Origin of the sequence: Acinetobacter terrae (assembly GCF_002135195.1) — a bacterium.
Taxonomy (GTDB): Bacteria; Pseudomonadota; Gammaproteobacteria; order Pseudomonadales; family Moraxellaceae; genus Acinetobacter; species Acinetobacter terrae.
On sequence record NZ_NEGF01000004.1, the window covers coordinates 142,094 to 161,254 of the forward strand.

Genomic DNA, 19,161 nt, shown 5'->3' on the forward strand with positions numbered 1-19,161 from the left:
CTCACGGTTACCGTGGGCATTTTTTTTATCTTATATTTTGCCTGCTGTTTTAATCTAGACCTTTAATATTGTTGACGAAAATCATGACTATTAAACGCGCTTTAATCTCTGTATCTGATAAATCAGGGATCGTTGAATTTGCTAAAAACCTTGTAGCTCTTGGGGTAGAAATTTTATCTACTGGCGGTACATATAAGTTGCTTAAAGACAACAATATCGCTGTAGTAGAAGTTTCAGAGCACACTGGGTTCCCGGAAATGATGGATGGTCGTGTTAAAACACTGCATCCAAAAATTCATGGGGGTATCTTAGCTCGCCGTGGTCTAGACGAAGCGGTAATGCAAGAACACAACATCGATGCAATCGATCTAGTGGTTGTTAACCTTTATCCGTTTGCTGCAACCGTTGCTAAACCAAACTGTTCATTGGCTGATGCGATTGAAAACATCGACATCGGTGGTCCGACAATGGTTCGTGCTGCTGCAAAGAACCATGCATCTGTCGGTATTGTGGTTAATGCTTCTGACTACGACACTGTGATTACTGAAATGAAAGCTAACGGTGCGTTATCTCTTGAAACTCGTTTCGACTTGGCAGTTAAAGCATTTGAACATACTGCACAATACGATGGTATGATCGCTTCTTACCTTGGCGCTCGCGTAGGTAAGGAAGAAGGTCAAGCAGACAAATTTGCACGTACTTTCAACACTCAATTGAACAAGGCACAGGATTTACGTTACGGTGAAAACCCGCATCAATCTGCTGCGTTCTATGTTGAAAGTACTGCGACTGAAGCTTCTGTTTCAACTGCAAAACAGCTTCAAGGTAAAGAACTTTCTTATAACAACATTGCCGATACAGATGCAGCGCTTGAATGTGTTAAATCATTCGCGAAACCTGCTTGTGTGATTGTTAAACACGCGAACCCATGTGGCGTTGCAGTATCGTTAGATGGCATTAAAGCGGCTTACGATCTTGCTTATGCAACAGATCCTGAATCTGCTTTTGGCGGCATCATTGCATTCAACCGTGAGTTAGATGTTGCAACTGCGCAAGCCATTGTTGATCGTCAATTCGTTGAAGTGATCATTGCACCAAGTATTGCTGATGGCGTGCTTGAAGTGACTGGCGCGAAGAAAAATGTACGCGTACTTGTATGTGGCGAACTTCCAGCTATTGATGCACGTCAATCGCAACTTGATTACAAGCGTGTGAATGGCGGTTTATTGGTTCAAGACCAAGACTTGGGCATGATCACTAAAGATGATCTTAAAGTTGTGACTAAACGCGCACCAACTGAAGCTGAAATCGACGACATGATTTTTGCCTGGAAAGTTGCGAAATACGTTAAATCGAATGCGATTGTTTATGCGAAAGGTCGTCAAACCATTGGTGTAGGCGCAGGTCAAATGAGCCGCATCAACTCTGCTCGTATTGCTGCAATCAAAGCTGAACATGCTGGTTTAGTTGTTGAAGGTGCTGTAATGGCATCTGACGCATTCTTCCCATTCCGTGATGGTATTGATAACGCTGCTCAAGCAGGCATTAAATGCATTATCCAACCGGGTGGTTCTATGCGTGATGAAGAAACGATTGCAGCAGCTGATGAAGCTGGTATTGCAATGGTCTTCACTGGCATGCGTCATTTCCGTCACTAAGTTGGCGAATTGATCATGACTTATTTACAGTCATACGTGCTACATAAAATAGATTCTTAAATCTTTCATGGAGTCCTCTTCCCCTTTGGGTTGAGGACTTTATGTTATTTCGATTCATGGAGTATGAACCGATGAATATTTTAGTTTTGGGTAATGGTGGTCGTGAACACGCACTTGCATGGAAAATCGCGCAAGACGATAAAGTAGCGAAAGTCTTTGTTGCTCCGGGAAATGCCGGCACAGCAACAGAAAACAAATGCGAAAATGTTGCACTCAACATTTTAGACAATGCGGCAATCATTGCTTTTGCAAAAGAAAATGCAGTCGATTTAGTCATTGTTGGTCCAGAAGCACCGCTTGTAAATGGTGTAGTGGATGCTTGTCGTGCAGCCGATGTAAAAGTTTGGGGTCCAACTCAATTTGCTGCTCAGCTTGAAGGCTCTAAAGCATTTGCGAAACATTTCTTGAAACGTCACAATATTCCAACAGCGTTTTATGATGTATTCACAGAAGTGGATGCTGCAAAAGCATTTGTTGAAAAAAATGGTGCGCCAATCGTAATCAAGGCAGATGGTCTTGCCGCGGGGAAAGGCGTAATCGTTGCCATGACCAATCAAGAAGCATTCGATGCAATTGATGACATGCTTGCAGGCAACAAATTTGGTGATGCAGGTTCTCGTGTTGTGATCGAAGAATTCCTTGCCGGTGAAGAAGCATCTTTCATTTGCATGATTGATGGCGACAACATCTTACCAATGGCAACTTCACAAGATCACAAACGTATCTTTGAAGGCGACCAAGGTCCGAACACTGGCGGCATGGGTGCGTACTCTCCTGCTCCGGTTGTGACTGCTGAAGTCTTTGAAAAAGCAATGAACGAAGTGATGCGTCCAACTGTTGATGGTATGAAAGCAGATGGTCATGTATACACAGGTTTCTTATATGCAGGCTTGATGATTGACGAACAAGGTCAACCTAAAGTGATCGAATTCAACTGCCGTTTTGGTGACCCTGAAACTCAACCCATCATGATGCGTTTAAAATCATCTTTAGTTGATTTAGTTCAAGCAGGCCTTGAAAGTAACTTACCTGCCGAAGCTGAATGGGATGAGCGCAAAACTGTAGGTATTGTACTTGCATCGAAAGGCTACCCTGAAACATCTAGCAATGGCGATGTAATTTCTGGTTTAGACACTGAAATGACAGATGCGAAAGTATTCCATGCGGGTACTGCAACCAATGCCAATGGCGAAGTTGTGACTGCTGGCGGTCGTGTTCTATGTGTAACTGCACTCGGTAACACGATTGGCGAAGCTCAAGCAAAAGCATTAGAGCTTTGTGAAAAAGTGACCTTTGACGGCGTTCAATACCGTAAAGATATTGGCTACCGTGCGATTGCTCGCGAACAAGCTTAATTTTTATTAAGTTTTAAAAACCCGCCAAGTGCGGGTTTTTAATTATTCAACAATCAAATATTTTTGCGCAATTTTTTCAAATTTTTCTTTTTGTGAAATAAGTTCATGATAATAATCATATAAATATGGGAATTGTTTATTATATTCTTTAGCATCAACTTCCAAACATTTTCTTTTTATATCTAAAATTTTGATAATTTCTGCATGAAATTTATTTAATTGGTTATAAATTTTTTTAAATTCCGCATTCTCCCCTACAATTCTTCTAGCAGTCTTGTGAAAATTTCCTAAATTTAAGACAAATTTAGAATGCTCTGACATTATAAATTCATCAAGTTGTTGTGAAATTCTTTTTTGATTATAAGGATAGAAATAGTCTTTTGTATCATTAATATATATTAGCCAATAAATTTGCCCTATTGCTCTAATAGCCTCATCCAAATGACCTAAAGACTTAACAATAAAATCTTTTTTTAGATTAATATTGTGCTGTTCTTTCCAAGAGTTTAGCAAAATTAAGGCTGAAAACGGTGCAAATAATCCTGCCGACCATCCGAACATCGTTGCTATAGCTGTTCCTTTATCTACAGCGAGCGGATAAATTAGATAGTACGTAATCACAGACATTAAAACTAGTAAACATAAGTATGCAACTAGTAATTGGAACATAATTTTAATTTGCATAGCCCCAATACCTACTATAAAAAATTTTGCAGCTAAAATAATAACTTTATGAACTTTTGAAAAACTAATTTATTTTTGAGTATATCCATAAAATATTACTTCCAATAATTGTTAATCTTATATCTATTTTTCAGCTTTAGACTTTAAAAAAAATTATAAAGCGTTATATAAAACGATACTTTACAGATTGTTAATATAATTTAAAACAATATATTGTTTTTACTATTAAAATTTCAAAAATCCCATTATCACTATGCACTTAATAAGATAATTGTCGAGTTTTTATTCACTATATTGAATATAGATTTATTGTTATGATGAGGCAAATTTTGATTGATCAGAAACTCAATCTCGTTAATGAATACAATGATTTAAAACTTTTTATCATTGCTTTAATTTACTATTCGACAGATTGCTGATTGCATAGCGTAATTTGTAAATTTTATAGTGCTGCACATCTATCAGAGAAACGTTTGGACATGATGACTGTAATCACTCCTTCGTTCTATACTGATTTCGATTTTGACTTACTCTCTCTAATAAATGATTCGTAAATTTAAAGCCAAAATTAAATTTACTTGGGATGAATACATGAAAAAGCTCCTTGGACTTGTTTTAGGTTTAACCGTTGGCTTAACTGGCTGCTCTAAACCAGAAGCACCTGCAACTGACGCGGCAAAAACTGATACAGCAAAAGAACAAACCGTTGTAATGGCATCAACTGGCTCCGATGCAGACATCTGGCGTTATATCGCGACATTGCCTGAAACCAAGAAAGCAGGTATCAAACTTGAAGTGAAAAACTTCACTGACTACGTTGCCATGAATACTGCAGTAGCCAACAAAGAAGTCGATATCAATGCATTCCAGTCTTATGCTTATTTAGTCGCTTTCAATGCATCGAATAAAGACAAGATTGCACCGGTTTCGACTACTTATCTTGAGCCAATGGGTATTTACTCAAGCAAAGTAAAAAAAGTTGAAGAATTTGCCAACGGTGCAACCATTGCTATTCCAAACGATGCAGCCAATGAAGCGCGTGCCCTTTTACTACTTCAATCTGCAGGCTTGTTAAAACTTAAAGCTGACTTTAACCCTGCAACGGGCACACCAAACGACATTACTGAAAATGCTAAAAAAATTGTGATCAAACCAATTCAAATGGCGACCGCTGTTCGTGTTAAAGACGAAGTGGATGCGATTGTTTTAGGTAATACACTGGCGCTTGAAGGTGGTTTGAACGTACTTAAAGACTCTATTTACTATGAGCCTGTGGACCAAAGCACCAAGTTAAATGTAAACATTTTAGCAACTGCTGAATCACGTAAAGATGATCCGTTACTACAAAAAGTCGGCGCGTTGTATCACACCGAAGCTGTGAACAAATATGTGCAAGAACACTTTGGTGGTACTAAGGTTGATGTAAATAAACCAATTAGTTATTTAACTGAAACAAAATAGTAATATAATCATCCAAACCAAACAGGCAAAGTCATTTTGCCTGTTTTTTTATTTTCTGCTTAGTGTTTGACGATATGATTGAATTTAAAAACATTTCAAAGCACTATCAGCTCAAAGGTCAAACCATACGCGCTCTGGACCAAATTAATTTGGAGATTCCAGAAGGCAGTATTTTTGGCATTATTGGCTATAGTGGCGCAGGTAAAAGTACATTAATTCGTTTGATTAATTTACTAGAACGACCAAATGAAGGTCAGGTGATTATTAATCAAAAAGACTTTACCGCTTTGGATGCACGCTCATTACGTCAAGAACGTGCAAATATCGGTATGATCTTTCAGCACTTCAACTTGTTACAAACCAAAACTGTGGCGGCAAATATTGAAATGCCCCTCAAGCTTTTGGGTGTAAGTAAGGCTGAACGTGAAAAACGCTTAAATGAATTACTTGAGTTTATTGACCTCAAACATAAAAAAGACGCTTTCCCCGATGAGCTTTCGGGCGGGCAGAAACAACGTGTCGGTATTGCCCGCGCGCTTGCCAATCATCCTAAAATTTTACTCTGTGATGAAGCCACCTCTGCGCTGGATCCGCAAACCACCAAATCTGTTTTAGCCTTACTCAAAAAAATCAATAAGGAACAGAACATCACGATTGTCATGGTGACCCATGAAATGGATGTGATTGAAACGGTGTGTGATTATGTCGCGGTGATGGAACAAGGCAAAGTGATTGAAACCGGCTCTACCCTTGAAATTTTCAGTCAGCCACAACATCCAACCACTAAAAACTTTATTCAAACCGTGCTTCAACAACAGTTACCAGTCAATATTTTAAAGAACCTGGAAAATCAGAATCATAACAGTATTTATTGCCTACAATTTTTAGGCAAATCTGCTCAAGAAACTGTAGTACAAGCGGTGATTAAGAAATTTGATATCAGTTTGAATATCTTGTTTGCCAATATGACTGAAATTAATGGCACTGTGATTGGACAAATGTTTATCCAATTGTTGGGTGATCCATTAATTATCCAGCAAGCAATTGAATTTCTAGAACAAAATGGCGTGAAAGTTGAACATTCAGGAGATCAGGTATGAGAGATTTAATCGTACAATGGCTCACTGAACTCACTGCACCATTTTGGCAGAGTTCCCTGTCGATTGACCAGTTTGTCACTGCCTTACAAGAAACCTTTCACATGGTGTTCTTTGCCATGTTGTTTGGCGGAATCTGGGGCTTTATTCAGGGTATTGTGTTATTGATCACTCGACCTGAAGGGATCCTTCCGAATCGTGCGGTTTATCATATTTTAAACCCGATTGTGAATGCCCTCCGTTCCCTACCTTTCATCATCCTGCTCATTGCAGTAATTCCCTTAACTAAATTTTTAGTCGGTACTTCCATTGGCACTTGGGCTGCGATTGTTCCACTGACCATCTACATTGGTCCGTATATGGGACGTCTGATTGAAACTTCATTATTAGAAGTGAATGAAGGGATCGTGGAATCTGCTCAGGCGATGGGTGCTACTCCATTACAGATTATTTTCAAGTTTATTTTGCCTGAATCGCGCAGTTCACTGATTCTTAATTTAACCACCGCGACGATTAGTTTAATTGGTGCAACCGCAATGGCGGGTGCAGTCGGTGCCGGTGGTATTGGTGATTTGGCGATTTCATATGGCTATCAACGTTTTGATACCAGTGTGGTCATTTTAACCGTGATTGTGCTTTTACTCTTGGTGCAAATTGTTCAGACCGCGGGTGAATGGCTCGCCAAATTAAGATAAATTAAGATCAATATTGATCAGGTCAAATCTTTAAAACCCTCATCTTGAGGGTTTTTATTTGGCAAGAATGTTCTGGTTAAAAATAATCCGATTTCCAACTTTATCAATAAAAACATCAGCTATAAGCAATAATATGATCAAAAATCCGCATCGAATTTGGTAAATATTAAGCCATTCCTACATTCAGAGCATGCTAAAATAGCCGTCAGTTTTTGCAGGGACTCATTTATGCACTTTGTTCATCTTGGTATACATACAGAATTTTCAATCACGGAATCGATCGTACGTATACCTGATCTTATGAAAGCTGCAGTGAATGATGAAATGCCAGCTTTGGCATTAACAGATCTGTCTAACTTGCATGCCGCAGTTAAATTTTATAAAAAGTGCCTGGATAATGGCATTAAACCGATTCTGGGCAGTGTCATTCGCCTGAATGATGCAGAACATAAAGCCACCCTGCTTTCCATGACCAATAAAGGCTGGCGCAGTCTCACTGAAATTGTTTCGCGTGGCTTTATTGAAGGTCAGCAGCTTGATATTCCTTGCGTAAAAAAAGAATGGGTGCTTGAACAGAATCAAGACATCATCGTGCTTTTAGGCATGCATAGTGATGTCGGCAAAATGCTCAATTCATCCAATCCGCAAAAAGCTGAAGCCCTGTTAGAAGAATGGATTGAAAAGTTTGGCAATCGGGTGTATTTAGCCCTGACCCGTACCGACCGACCGGATGAAGAAAGTTTCATTGCCGGAGCGGTAAAACTGGCTCAAAAATACAATATTGGTGTCGTGGCACATAATGATGTGCATTTTATTGCACCCACTGATTTCGAAGCGCATGAAGCGCGCGTGTGCATTGCCGATGGTTATGTCCTCGGCGATAATCGTCGCCCACGTTCTTACACGCCTGAACAATATTTCAAAACTGCCGAGCAAATGACTGAACTATTTTCAGACATTCCAACAGCGATTGAAAACACTTACCACATTGCCAAACGCTGTAATGTCAGCTTGCGTTTAGGCTTCAATGACCTTCCCGACTTTCCCATTCCAGAAGGTCATACCATTGATACCTTCTTTGAGCATATTTCTAAAGAAGGCTTGGAAGAACGCTTAAACTTTCTTTATCCTGTTGAAAAACGTGATGAAGACTGGCCCGAATTTCGTAAAAAATACGATGAACGTCTAGCTTACGAAATTGGTACGATCCTAAACATGGGATTTCCGGGCTACTTCCTGATCGTGATGGACTTCATTCAATGGTCTAAAAATAATGGCGTACCGGTAGGCCCGGGACGTGGTTCAGGTGCAGGTTCACTGGTGGCCTATAGCCTGAAAATTACCGATCTTGACCCACTGCGTTATGACCTGCTGTTCGAACGTTTCTTGAACCCTGAACGTGTCTCAATGCCCGACTTTGACATCGACTTCTGTATCGCAGGTCGTGACAGGGTGATTGATTATGTCGCCCGTCATTATGGCCGTGATGCAGTATCACAGATTGCCACTTTCGGAACCATGGCCGCAAAAGGTGCCATCCGGGATGTAGCGCGTGTACTGGGTAAATCTTACGGACTTGCTGACCGTATCTCGAAGTTGATCCCAACCAAACCCTTAGGTGTAGATCTTCGTGCTGCCATCGACATGGAACCACAGCTTAAAGATATCGTCACCAATCCATCCAACCCAGACAATGATGATGCGGCTGAAATCTGGGAAATGGCCCTCAAACTTGAAGGCATTACCCGTAATACCGGTAAACATGCCGGTGGTGTGGTGATTGCACCGGGTAAAATTACCGACTATTCGGCAGTCATGTGCGATGCGGATGGTACCAACCGCGTCGCTCAATTCGATAAAGATGATGTTGAATCAGCCGGTCTGGTGAAGTTCGACTTCTTGGGTCTACGTAACCTGACCGTAATTGAAGATGCAATTCAAAATATTAATAAACGCGTTGGACCTGAAAAAACGGTTGATATTGCGCATATCCCGCTAGACGACGCCAAAGCTTATTCGATATTCGCAAATGCCAACACCACTGCGATATTCCAGTTTGAATCCGTCGGCATGAAAAAAATGCTGAAAGAGGCGCGTCCAAGCAAGTTCGAAGAAATTATTGCTTTCGTATCCTTGTATCGTCCGGGTCCAATGGATCTTATTCCTGACTTTATCCACCGTATGCATGGGGGCGAGTTTGAATATCTGCATCCGTTACTGGAAGGCGTACTTGAGCCAACTTACGGGATCATGGTTTACCAGGAACAGGTCATGCAAGCCGCGCAGTATTGCGCCGGCTATACCCTCGGTGGCGCGGACATGCTGCGTCGTGCCATGGGTAAAAAGAAACCTGAAGAAATGATCAAGCAGCGTCAAATCTTTATTGAAGGTGCTGCAAAAAAAGATATTGATGAAGCCACTGCCAACCATATCTTTGACTATATGGAAAAGTTTGCAGGCTACGGTTTTAACAAATCGCATGCCGCCGCTTATGCCCTGGTTGCTTATCAAACTGCATGGTTAAAAGCCTATTATCCGTCTGAATTTATGGCAGCGGTACTCACTTCGGAAATGCAGAATACCGACAGTATTGTATTTTTGATTGATGACTGCCGAATTAATGGCTTAGAAGTATTTCCTCCTTCCATTAACATGTCTTTTTACCAGTTCCATGCCAGTGATGAAAAAACCATTGTTTATGGCCTAGGTGCAATTAAAGGCGTGGGTGAAGCAGCCATGCAATCGGTGATTGACTCACGTTTGCAGGACGGTCCTTACAAAGATTTATTTGATTTCTGCCATCGTATTGATCTGAAAAAAATCAATAAACGAACTTTGGAAGCACTGATTCGTTCTGGTGCTTTAGACTGTTTAGGCATAGATCGTGCCAGCATCATGGCGCAATTGCCAGAAGCGGTTCAAGCGGCTGACCAAGCACGCTCTAATCGTGAAACGGGCATTATGGATTTATTTGGTGAAGTTGAGGAAGTTCAACGTAAACCGGCTAAACCTGTAAAACCGTGGTCAGATGAAGTCCGTCTTAAAGGCGAAAAAGACACCCTCGGCTTGTATTTGACTGGACATCCGATTGATGTTTATCGTCCAGAGTTAAAGTCCTTTATTCCTGTACGGATTAATGAATTAACACCTACACGTCGCGGTGTAACCACGGTATTTGCCGGCTTGGTGGTGGATGTTGCCAACTTCCCGAACCGTATGATGGTGACTCTGGATGATGGTACGGCACGTATTGAAGTTTCTGCCAATCATGAACGCTTCCAGCGCTTTAAAGATGTCATTCAGGCCGACCGTGTGGTGGTGATTGAAGGCGAAATCTATGAACGTGAAGGTTATGACCGGCCAATGGGACGTTTAACCAAGGCGTTCAGTCTGAATGATATTCGTCAGAAACGAGCCAATAGCATCCAGATCAAACTGAATAATGAACATCTGACCAAAACATTGAGTCAGGATTTACAAAAGATTCTGATTCCGTTTTGTAATGTCGATATGTGCAATCATATTCCAGTGCAATTAAAAATTGATTATCCCTACGCTTCTGCGGAAGTTCACTTGGGGTTAAATTGGAAAGTTGCGCCACAGGATGAACTGCTGGCGAAATTACGCGATTATTTTGGCAAGGATGTCATTCACATTGAATATCAAGTGAAGTCCAAAGCTGCCAAGGCCGCGCATCATGGCAAGCCCGCATACATTGCACCGCCACCTGCCAATGTCAGCATGGATGATGCGATGGATATGTATCAAGCTGAAGCCAACCAATATTCTTAGTTTTTAAATATTTAAATTAAAATCGGACACATTATGAGTCAAGTTGACAATGCTGTTGTTTCAGCACATCTCTCCCATGTGCGTATTGTCATGGTCAATACCACCTTACCTGCGAATATTGGTAGTGCTTTACGTGCAATGAAAACCATGGGCTTATCCAAGCTGGTACTGGTTGCACCTAAAACCTATCCGCATCCAGACATTAATGCTTTGGCTGCTGGTGCTGTAGATTTAATCGAACAGATTGAAATTGTACTTACACTAGAAGATGCGATTAAAGACTGTCATCTGGTTTTTGGCACCAGTGCACGTAGCCGTACCATTCCGTGGCCTTTGCTGGATGCTCGTCCTGCTGCGGAAAAATCGCTCAATGCAGTAGTAAAAGATCAACAAGAAATTGCGATTGTATTTGGACGTGAAGACCGCGGCTTGACCAATGAAGAATTGGCGATGGCCAATTATCACGTCACCATTCCAGTCAATGACGATTACGGTGTACTCAATGTTGCCCAAGCCATTCAAGTGATTTGCTATGAAATGCGTATGGCGGCAATGGCATTGACCGAACAGAAAGATGATCCCGAAGCAACCATGCAAGTGACGGATACCGAGTCGATGCATTGGGATGAACCTTTGGTCACGCATGAACAAATGGAACAGTTCTACCCGCATATTGAAAAAATGTTGGCAGAAATTGAATTTATGGATCCAAAAAATCCACGTTTACTGCCTTTACGCTTGCGTCGTCTATTTGGACGTATACAATTAGACCGTATGGAATATCATTTACTTCGTGGCATATTCACACGTGTACAAGCGATGAATAGTGGTAAATGGAAAAAATCTACAGACAAGACAACAGATTCTTCAGAGGATCAACCTAATGCTTAAACAGCTCAGAGAAGACATACAGGCTGTATTCGCGCGCGATCCTGCAGCTCGAAACACCTTAGAAGTTCTAACGACTTATCCCGGCATTCATGCACTGATTATGCATCGTATTGCCCATGAACTTTGGCAAAAAGAGTGTAAAGGCTCTGCTCGCCTGCTGTCTTCTTTTAGCCGTTTTGCCACAGGTATTGAAATTCACCCGGGTGCAAAAATTGGTCGTCGTTTCTTTATCGATCATGGCATGGGTGTGGTGATTGGTGAAACTGCTGAAATTGGTGATGATGTCACGCTTTATCACGGCGTAACGCTGGGCGGGACAACCTGGAATAAAGGCAAACGTCATCCAACCCTGGAAGATGGTGTAGTGGTGGGTGCCGGTGCAAAAATTCTTGGACCTTTTACCGTGGGTAAAAACTCTAAAGTCGGTTCCAATGCTGTCGTAACCAAAGAAGTTCCGCCTGATACCACGGCTGTTGGCAATCCAGCCCGCTTTATCACCAAAGACAAACCTAAAGATGCTGAAGAAGCACGTCGCCGTGATTATGCGGAGAGTATTGGTTTCCAACCCTATGCGGCAACGCAAGATCAGTCAGATCCTATTTTAGATGGGATGCGTGTTTTGCTGGATCGAATTCAACTCAATGAAAAACGCATGAATACCTTATGTCAGCGTTTATCGTTGCTCGATCCTTCATTTAAAAAGCAGCAAGACGAACAGCCATTTAGTGTTGAAGAGCTTAAAATCATTGAAGATGTGCGCCGTGAATGCGAAGCACAAAGCACTCAATCCAAAGCCTAAAGTGCTTATGTGATTCTTCACAATTGCTAACTTGTGTGTTCGTGCCAGTTTTTTTAGACTGACGAACATGCAAATTGGGCCTGTTGACACTTCATCTATGTTTGCGACGACTCATATTTTTTAGTTGATATGAGGTGCGAAGCAGGAAATTTAGTCATTCTAAATGATTGCTTCGCAACAATATAACAGCAAAAAAAATATGCTCATGCTGAAAGATTGTGGCTAAAATTATCTCAGATTTCGTAATGAAACTTGAAAATAGTCTCGCTATTGTCTTCGTTTCATGACTGATCTGCCCAATTTTAGCCTACAGCGCAAGCCATTTATGAAATATTAACAGCCCTTAATTAATTTTAAAATTAAATGAATGGATGATCCATATGACCCTTAAGCCTTTGGCATGCACATTAATAGCGGTTTCTTTACTTTCTGCATGTAGTACGGCACCGAAAGAAGACAAAAAGCCGACTACTCCAATTATTTTCACTGAACCCGATTTGACTCCACCGTTCTATGCGCTGAATCCATTTAACTATGATGCTCCACCTCCATTTGAAATTGCATTAAAACAAGCTGCAGCACAGCCTGTCACTAAAATGGAAGTGAATCTGCAAAGCGATCCTTCCAAGAAAGTGACGCTAGATGTGAATAAGCTCATTATTCCAACAGTGAACAGTAATACACGTAATTTGAAATTTGCCGTACTTGCGGGCGAAAATGAAATTGATGTCACTGAAATTGATGACTTTTTACAATTGGTTGAAGGTAAAGCACGCCATTACCCACCTCGTTTTACTGAACGTCAAGAACGTAAGGGTTTTGAAGCGAAGTTAAAAGAATTGACGCAACAGCTGGATACTTTAGCATCTCGAGATAATGCGTCTTTTGATGTTCTGATTCGTGCATTTAAAGCCAGTGTAATGGCGCGTAACCTGGACTTGGGTTCAGTCTACACCACCAAATCTTTAACTTATGCGCAACGCATTTTAAAAATCAACAAAGAAGATGCTGAAGCAAACTTCTGGTTTGGTTTTGGTTTATCTGAAGGTGGTGGTCAGCGTGAAGCGATCCCTTATTTAGATAAAGCGATGCAAGCGGGTGTTCAGGAAGCGTATCTATCTGCGGCAAATAATTACATTGCCATGGAACAAAAGAAAAATGCGATTCAAACTTTGAAAAATTACAAAGTAAAATATCCGCAAGAAGCTGAAGTGGCTGACCGTTTAATTGCTGAAATTGAAAAGCAAGGTCGCTGGAATGTTTGGCAAATCATTGCTCCTGCTCAAGCAACACCAGCAACACCAGCAACACCAGCAACACCAGCACCTTAATATTTAAAGCTAAACTAAAGTAAAAATAGGCCGTCAAGTACGGTCTATTTTTATTTGCATGAATGGAAATTTAGAAGAACTATCGTATGATGAATAAAATTCGAACAAATACTTATTGCAGACTATTATTATGCCAAAACAGATATACACAGTTTTATTTGCCGCGCTATTCAGTAGTTATCTGCTGACAGGATGTCAAATTGTAAGTGTTAAAAATCAAGCCATCAATGTCACCATCGCCAATGAACGAGAAAGTATACTCACCCGCAACAAATTGAGTGAAGCCAGTTTAAACGTGCTCTCAATGACAGGTCGTGAAGCAAAAATCTGCTCTGATGAACCTGAACAATGTGTGCAGGAACTGCAACAAATTCCCCAAATTCAAGATGAACAATTATTATCTACAGCAAGTGAAGTCTACTTAGCTAAAGCCTTAACCTTTGAAAACTCAAGTGATTGTAAAACCAGTATTTTAACCAGCACCAGGTCACAAGAAAAACAACAGCTCCAGCAAGTAACTTATGATAAATGTTTAGAGCAACAACTGTATATGCTGGATAAAAGTATTCGATACAGTTATGCCTATATGTTTAAAACAAAACGCGGACCACAAGACCGTATTTTTGATAACAGACAGGTTCAGATTCGTGACTTCTATAACTTAGCCTTGGCTAAACTGGTTTCCGCTTATGGCCTACGTTACAAACCCACGGAAGTCGAACACCGGATTAAAGTTGGCAACAGTATATACAGCATTAACTTTGATCATTACCCGCAACTCAAAGAACAGAAAATTGAGCAGCTGCTCTCAAGTTATAACCTGAATTTTTCAGGGTTACGTTCCATTAACCGCCGTGATGGTTTTGGTTCAGAATTTGTTGTTGTTTTACCGCAAGTTAAGGATGATATTGGTGAAGGTAAAAATAAATACATTATCGACCCGATAAATTTTAGCTACCAAAATGGCGTCAATCCGAATATTCATCAAGCCCGTTATTTGGCAGCCACCCTTACCGCGCAGCCGAAATCTGCGACCAATATTGAGGACATTTTAAATAAGGCAGAGTTTGAGTTAAAAGCGTTTGATCCCTATAAATATGAAAAAGTTGATCTGGCAGGCAAAAGCTATCCGCTTGCCGCTAACTTCTCTACACCCTATGGTTTATGGCTGGCACAAAATAATCTGGGTAAAGCTGCCTATTTGACTCTGATTGATCGTGACGATCATCTCACCATGCCGCATTTATATATGCTCGAACCCTATAACCCAAATAAAAAAGTCATTGTTTTGGTGCATGGTCTAGCCAGTAGTCCTGAAGCGTGGATCCGACTGACCAATGACATTATGGGTGACACGGTGCTGCGTGAGAATTTTCAGGTCTGGCAAGTGTTCTATTCAACCAATATGCCAATTATTGAAAGTCGCTTTCAAATCTATGCCCTGCTCAATCAGGCTTTTGCACAGGTTGATGCCAAAGCACCAGCCAAAAAAGATGCGGTACTGGTTGGACATAGTATGGGAGGCATCATTGCCCGCCTTTTGGTCAGTGATGCAGATGTGACTAAAAAAGCCTTAGCCATGATGAACAATCGCAAATTAAATAAATATCAAAAATTACCAATCGTTTCACAACGCTTGGTCATGAAGGATATTCCTAATTTTAGTCGTGCAATTTTTCTCGCATCACCGCATAAAGGAACCGATTATGCAGATCGCTGGTTTACCAAGGCAGCACGTAAAATTATTCGCATACCCGGTGCATTCCTTTCTGCGATCGGTGACAGCATACAAAACCAGGATCTGGACGTTAAAGATCTATTAAAGCAGATTGATAATGGTCTTATTCAAAATGGTCCGAGTGATTTAAGTTATCAGTCCAAGTTTATGGAACTAACTAAAGACATTAACCCCCGTAAAGGTCTCGCCTTCCATTCCATTATGGGCAATATCACCAACAGTGATGATCTGAATATCATTACCGATGATGTCGTCCCGTATAAGAGCGCCCACTTAAATGGGGCGGTTTCTGAAAAGATCATCAAAGGTGGACATTCCATCCAGGAAACCCCCGAAGCCGTTTTAGAATTACGTCGAATCTTACGTCTCCATTTGACCCAATTAGGTTTACATAAACCTTAAGGGTTAAGGTTTATCAATTTCAGCCGATCATGCTTCATCTACATGATCGGCTGATCTGCTGTTCAACTTAGTGTGAAGATATTCTCTTAGGCTATTATTTCCAAAAATGATTAAAATATTTCAACTTTAGCTTATTGATCTTTATTACAGCTATATTCCCACACCTTAATATCCTCATAGAAAAATAAAAAACTGTTTCCTAATTTTTACGTATTTATTGCAAAGCATTTTTCTCTGCTCATGCAAATTTGATAAGATAAGCCACTCGAATGAAGTTAAGTTTTTTGATAGGCACGACTTGCCAGAAAATTAAAAAATATAAGACCTGAATGTCTTACTGGTAAATAAACTTATCTTCATGCAAAAAATTGAAATTGGTGAGACAGCCAAGTTTTTAGCGATCTAGATTTATTCAAATATTTAAGGATTTTACCTCAATGAGTTACCCGGAAATCATGGCTGATTTTTCCACTTTAACGCCAATGATGCAGCAATATTTAACTGTAAAAATGCAGCATCCTCACTCACTCATGTTTTACCGTATGGGTGACTTTTATGAGTTATTTTTTGATGATGCGCATAAAGCAGCAAAATTACTGGGGATTACTTTAACCCATCGTGGCAAAGCCAATGGTGAACCGATCCCTATGGCGGGCGTACCCTACCATGCAGCCGAAGGCTATTTGGCACGTCTGGTTAAAAAAGGCGAAACCGTTGTCATTTGTGAACAGCTGGGTGAAGGCGAGAGCGCAGGCACTCGCGGTAAGGCACCTATGGAACGCGGCGTGGTGCGAATTATTACGCCTGGTACACTGACTGATGATGCGCTGCTGAATAGTCATCAATCTTCCAATTTGGTCGCGCTTTGCATTCAACAAAATCAAATTGGTATTGCATTGTTAGATTTAAGTGCAGGTATTTTCAAGGTTCAACAACAAGACTTCCAACACGAGCAACTCGCGATTGAACTTTCCCGCTTAATGCCAAGCGAAATTCTGGTTGATGAAGATATTGTTGATCCCAATATTATTGAGCAAATCAAAAAGCAACTCGAATGCCCTGTCACCAAGCGTCCGAATGTCGATTTCAATGTAAATAATGCTCAAAAAACTTTATGTGATCAGTTGGCAGTATCGACACTGTCAGGTTTCGGTATTGATCATTTGCCGCTGGCAAAAGCCTCTGCAGCCGCACTGATTCACTATGCCAAAGAAACTCAAAAAACAGCTTTACCGCATATCCGTTCCATTCAACTGGAACAAAGCAGTGACTTTATTGCCTTAGATCCAGTCACGCGTCGCAATTTAGAATTAGTTGAACCATTGTTTGATCATGGCACGTCGCTGTTTCAACTCATCAATGATTGTCAAACGGCGATGGGTGGACGTTTACTTAGTCGCACCTTAATGCAGCCGCTGCGTGATACCAAATTACTTGATGCCCGCCTTGATGCAACGGCATCGATGCTGAATGGTTATCATGAATCACCGATTCGCTTGGTGCTGAAAGACATTAGTGATATTGAACGTGTGCTGAGTCGTATTGCTTTAGGCAGTGCACGTCCACGTGATCTAGTTCAACTGCGTCAAGCCTGTGCACAAATCCCTTTATTACGTCATGCCATTCAGCCGATTACTCAAGCCAAGCAATCAAGCTTAATTCAACAATTAGATAATGAGTTGGGTGATTTCAAGGGGCTATACCAACGCCTGCTGTCAGCCATTGTTGAGCACCCACCGGTATTACTTCGTGATGGTAATGTCATTGCAGAAGGTTTTGACAGTGAACTGGATGAACTGCGTAAAATTCGCGATCATGCCGGTCAGTTCCTGATAGATTTGGAAATCCAGGAGCGTGAAAACACTGGGGTTTCAACCCTTAAAATTGGTTACAATCGTGTCAGTGGCTACTACATTGAACTGACCCGCGCACAAGCAGATCAGGCACCGGATCATTACATTCGTCGCCAGACTTTAAAGAATGCAGAGCGCTATATCACGCCAGAACTCAAGTCTTTTGAAGATAAAGTGTTATCCAGTGAATCTCGTGCGCTAGCGCGTGAAAAAATGTTGTTTGAAATGCTGCTGGATGAATTACGCCAAGATATCGGTAATTTACAAATGATGAGCAGCGCGATTGCACAAATTGACTTGCTTGCCAACTTTGCCCATCAAGCACGCTTACGCAACTGGTCGCGTCCAGAGTTTAGCCCTGAAATTGGGGTGAAAATTATCGCCGGTCGCCACCCTGTGGTTGAAGCATTAAGTAAAACTGCCTTTACCCCAAATGATACGACTTTAGATTTCAATCATCGTATGGCCATTGTGACGGGGCCAAATATGGGTGGTAAATCCACTTTTATGCGTCAAACCGCACTGATTAGTTTATTGGCTTATTGTGGCTGCTATGTCCCTGCCAAATCTGCAGTGTTGGGTCCAATCGATCGGGTCTTTACCCGTATTGGTTCAGCAGATGATTTATCGACTGGCAAATCAACCTTTATGGTGGAAATGACGGAAACTTCACAGATTCTGCATCATGCCACCAACCAGTCTTTGGTACTGATGGACGAAGTCGGTCGCGGTACCAGTACCTATGATGGCTTATCGTTGGCTTGGGCATGTGTGATTGACCTCAGCAAGCGCATTAAATGTCTGTGCTTATTTGCGACCCACTATTTTGAACTCACCGAACTCGGCAAAGAATCTGGTATTGATAATTACCATGTCACCGCCAAGGAATTAAATGGCAATTTAATTCTGTTACACAAAGTTCAGCAGGGTCCAGCAAGCCAAAGTCATGGTCTGCAAGTGGCAAAATTAGCCGGAATTCCTGCCAGCGTGATTAAAGAAGCACAAAATCGTTTAAAGATTTTGGAAAAACAGCAACATCAGCAACTCAATAAAGCAGTACAAAATGACTTATTTAGTGTGGCAGATGAAGCGTCCATTGAAGTGATTGAACGTATTGTTGAAGTGGAAAAAGATGTGCCTGCGCTGAATCTATTAAGAGCTTTAGATGTCGATAGTCTTTCACCACGTGAAGCACTACAACAAATTTATGCTTTGAAAGATGCCCTAGAAGCTTAATTTGAAACCATCATGAATAAGTCAAAGACTCCTAAATAGGAGTCTTTTTCATTTAGATGCCATATTTAACGCTATATTCATTTTTTAGCAAAATTAACAGCCTTATATA

The 19,161-nt window shown here is 41.1% G+C and carries 12 protein-coding genes; 11 read left to right on the plus strand and 1 reads right to left on the minus strand.

Going from position 1 to position 19,161, the window contains the following annotated elements; all coding sequences use genetic code 11:
* Positions 1–83 precede the first annotated feature (83 nt).
* Positions 84–1,658 (plus strand): bifunctional phosphoribosylaminoimidazolecarboxamide formyltransferase/IMP cyclohydrolase, encoded by a 1,575-nt coding sequence (purH, locus tag B9T23_RS06375; RefSeq protein ID WP_086193469.1) that lies wholly within the window; start codon positions 84–86, stop codon positions 1,656–1,658.
* Between the two features lie 131 nt (positions 1,659–1,789).
* Positions 1,790–3,073 (plus strand): phosphoribosylamine--glycine ligase, encoded by a 1,284-nt coding sequence (purD, locus tag B9T23_RS06380; RefSeq protein ID WP_067724513.1) that lies wholly within the window; start codon positions 1,790–1,792, stop codon positions 3,071–3,073.
* Between the two features lie 42 nt (positions 3,074–3,115).
* Here the strand turns inward: purD and B9T23_RS06385 are convergent, their stop codons facing one another.
* Positions 3,116–3,757, minus strand: coding sequence for a hypothetical protein (locus B9T23_RS06385; RefSeq protein ID WP_086193470.1), 642 nt, complete (start codon positions 3,755–3,757; stop codon positions 3,116–3,118).
* A 591-nt stretch (positions 3,758–4,348) separates the two neighbouring features.
* On the opposite strand from B9T23_RS06385, the gene B9T23_RS06390 reads away from it, so the two are divergent.
* The 9 genes from B9T23_RS06390 (at position 4,349) to mutS (ending at position 19,052) form a co-directional block, all read left to right on the plus strand.
* Positions 4,349–5,218: a MetQ/NlpA family ABC transporter substrate-binding protein gene (locus B9T23_RS06390; protein WP_067724790.1), complete on the plus strand. Its 870-nt coding sequence runs from the start codon at positions 4,349–4,351 to the stop codon at positions 5,216–5,218.
* A gap of 74 nt (positions 5,219–5,292) precedes the next feature.
* Complete coding sequence (locus B9T23_RS06395; RefSeq protein WP_086193471.1) at positions 5,293–6,318, plus strand: methionine ABC transporter ATP-binding protein; 1,026 nt, start codon at positions 5,293–5,295, stop codon at positions 6,316–6,318.
* A complete protein-coding gene (locus B9T23_RS06400) occupies positions 6,315–7,010 on the plus strand; it encodes a methionine ABC transporter permease (RefSeq protein WP_086193472.1) in 696 nt (231 codons plus the stop codon). Before B9T23_RS06395 ends, B9T23_RS06400 begins: the two co-directional genes overlap by 4 nt.
* Positions 7,011–7,238: 228 nt before the next feature.
* Positions 7,239–10,802, plus strand: coding sequence for a DNA polymerase III subunit alpha (dnaE, locus tag B9T23_RS06405; RefSeq protein WP_086193473.1), 3,564 nt, complete (start codon positions 7,239–7,241; stop codon positions 10,800–10,802).
* Between the two features lie 33 nt (positions 10,803–10,835).
* Positions 10,836–11,693: an RNA methyltransferase gene (locus tag B9T23_RS06410; protein ID WP_086193474.1), complete on the plus strand. Its 858-nt coding sequence runs from the start codon at positions 10,836–10,838 to the stop codon at positions 11,691–11,693.
* Positions 11,686–12,492 carry a serine O-acetyltransferase gene (gene cysE / locus B9T23_RS06415; RefSeq protein ID WP_067724500.1) on the plus strand — a complete coding sequence of 269 codons (807 nt, stop codon included), beginning with the start codon at positions 11,686–11,688 and terminating at the stop codon, positions 12,490–12,492. The genes B9T23_RS06410 and cysE overlap by 8 nt, the downstream gene beginning before the upstream one ends.
* 380 nt (positions 12,493–12,872) lie before the next feature.
* Positions 12,873–13,823, plus strand: coding sequence for an ABUW_2363 family tetratricopeptide repeat lipoprotein (locus B9T23_RS06420; protein ID WP_067724498.1), 951 nt, complete (start codon positions 12,873–12,875; stop codon positions 13,821–13,823).
* A 130-nt stretch (positions 13,824–13,953) separates the two neighbouring features.
* Positions 13,954–15,963: a lipase family alpha/beta hydrolase gene (locus tag B9T23_RS06425; RefSeq protein ID WP_086193475.1), complete on the plus strand. Its 2,010-nt coding sequence runs from the start codon at positions 13,954–13,956 to the stop codon at positions 15,961–15,963.
* A gap of 437 nt (positions 15,964–16,400) precedes the next feature.
* Entirely contained in the window at positions 16,401–19,052 is a 2,652-nt protein-coding gene (mutS, locus tag B9T23_RS06430) for a DNA mismatch repair protein MutS (RefSeq protein ID WP_086193476.1), read from the plus strand.
* Positions 19,053–19,161 lie beyond the last annotated feature (109 nt).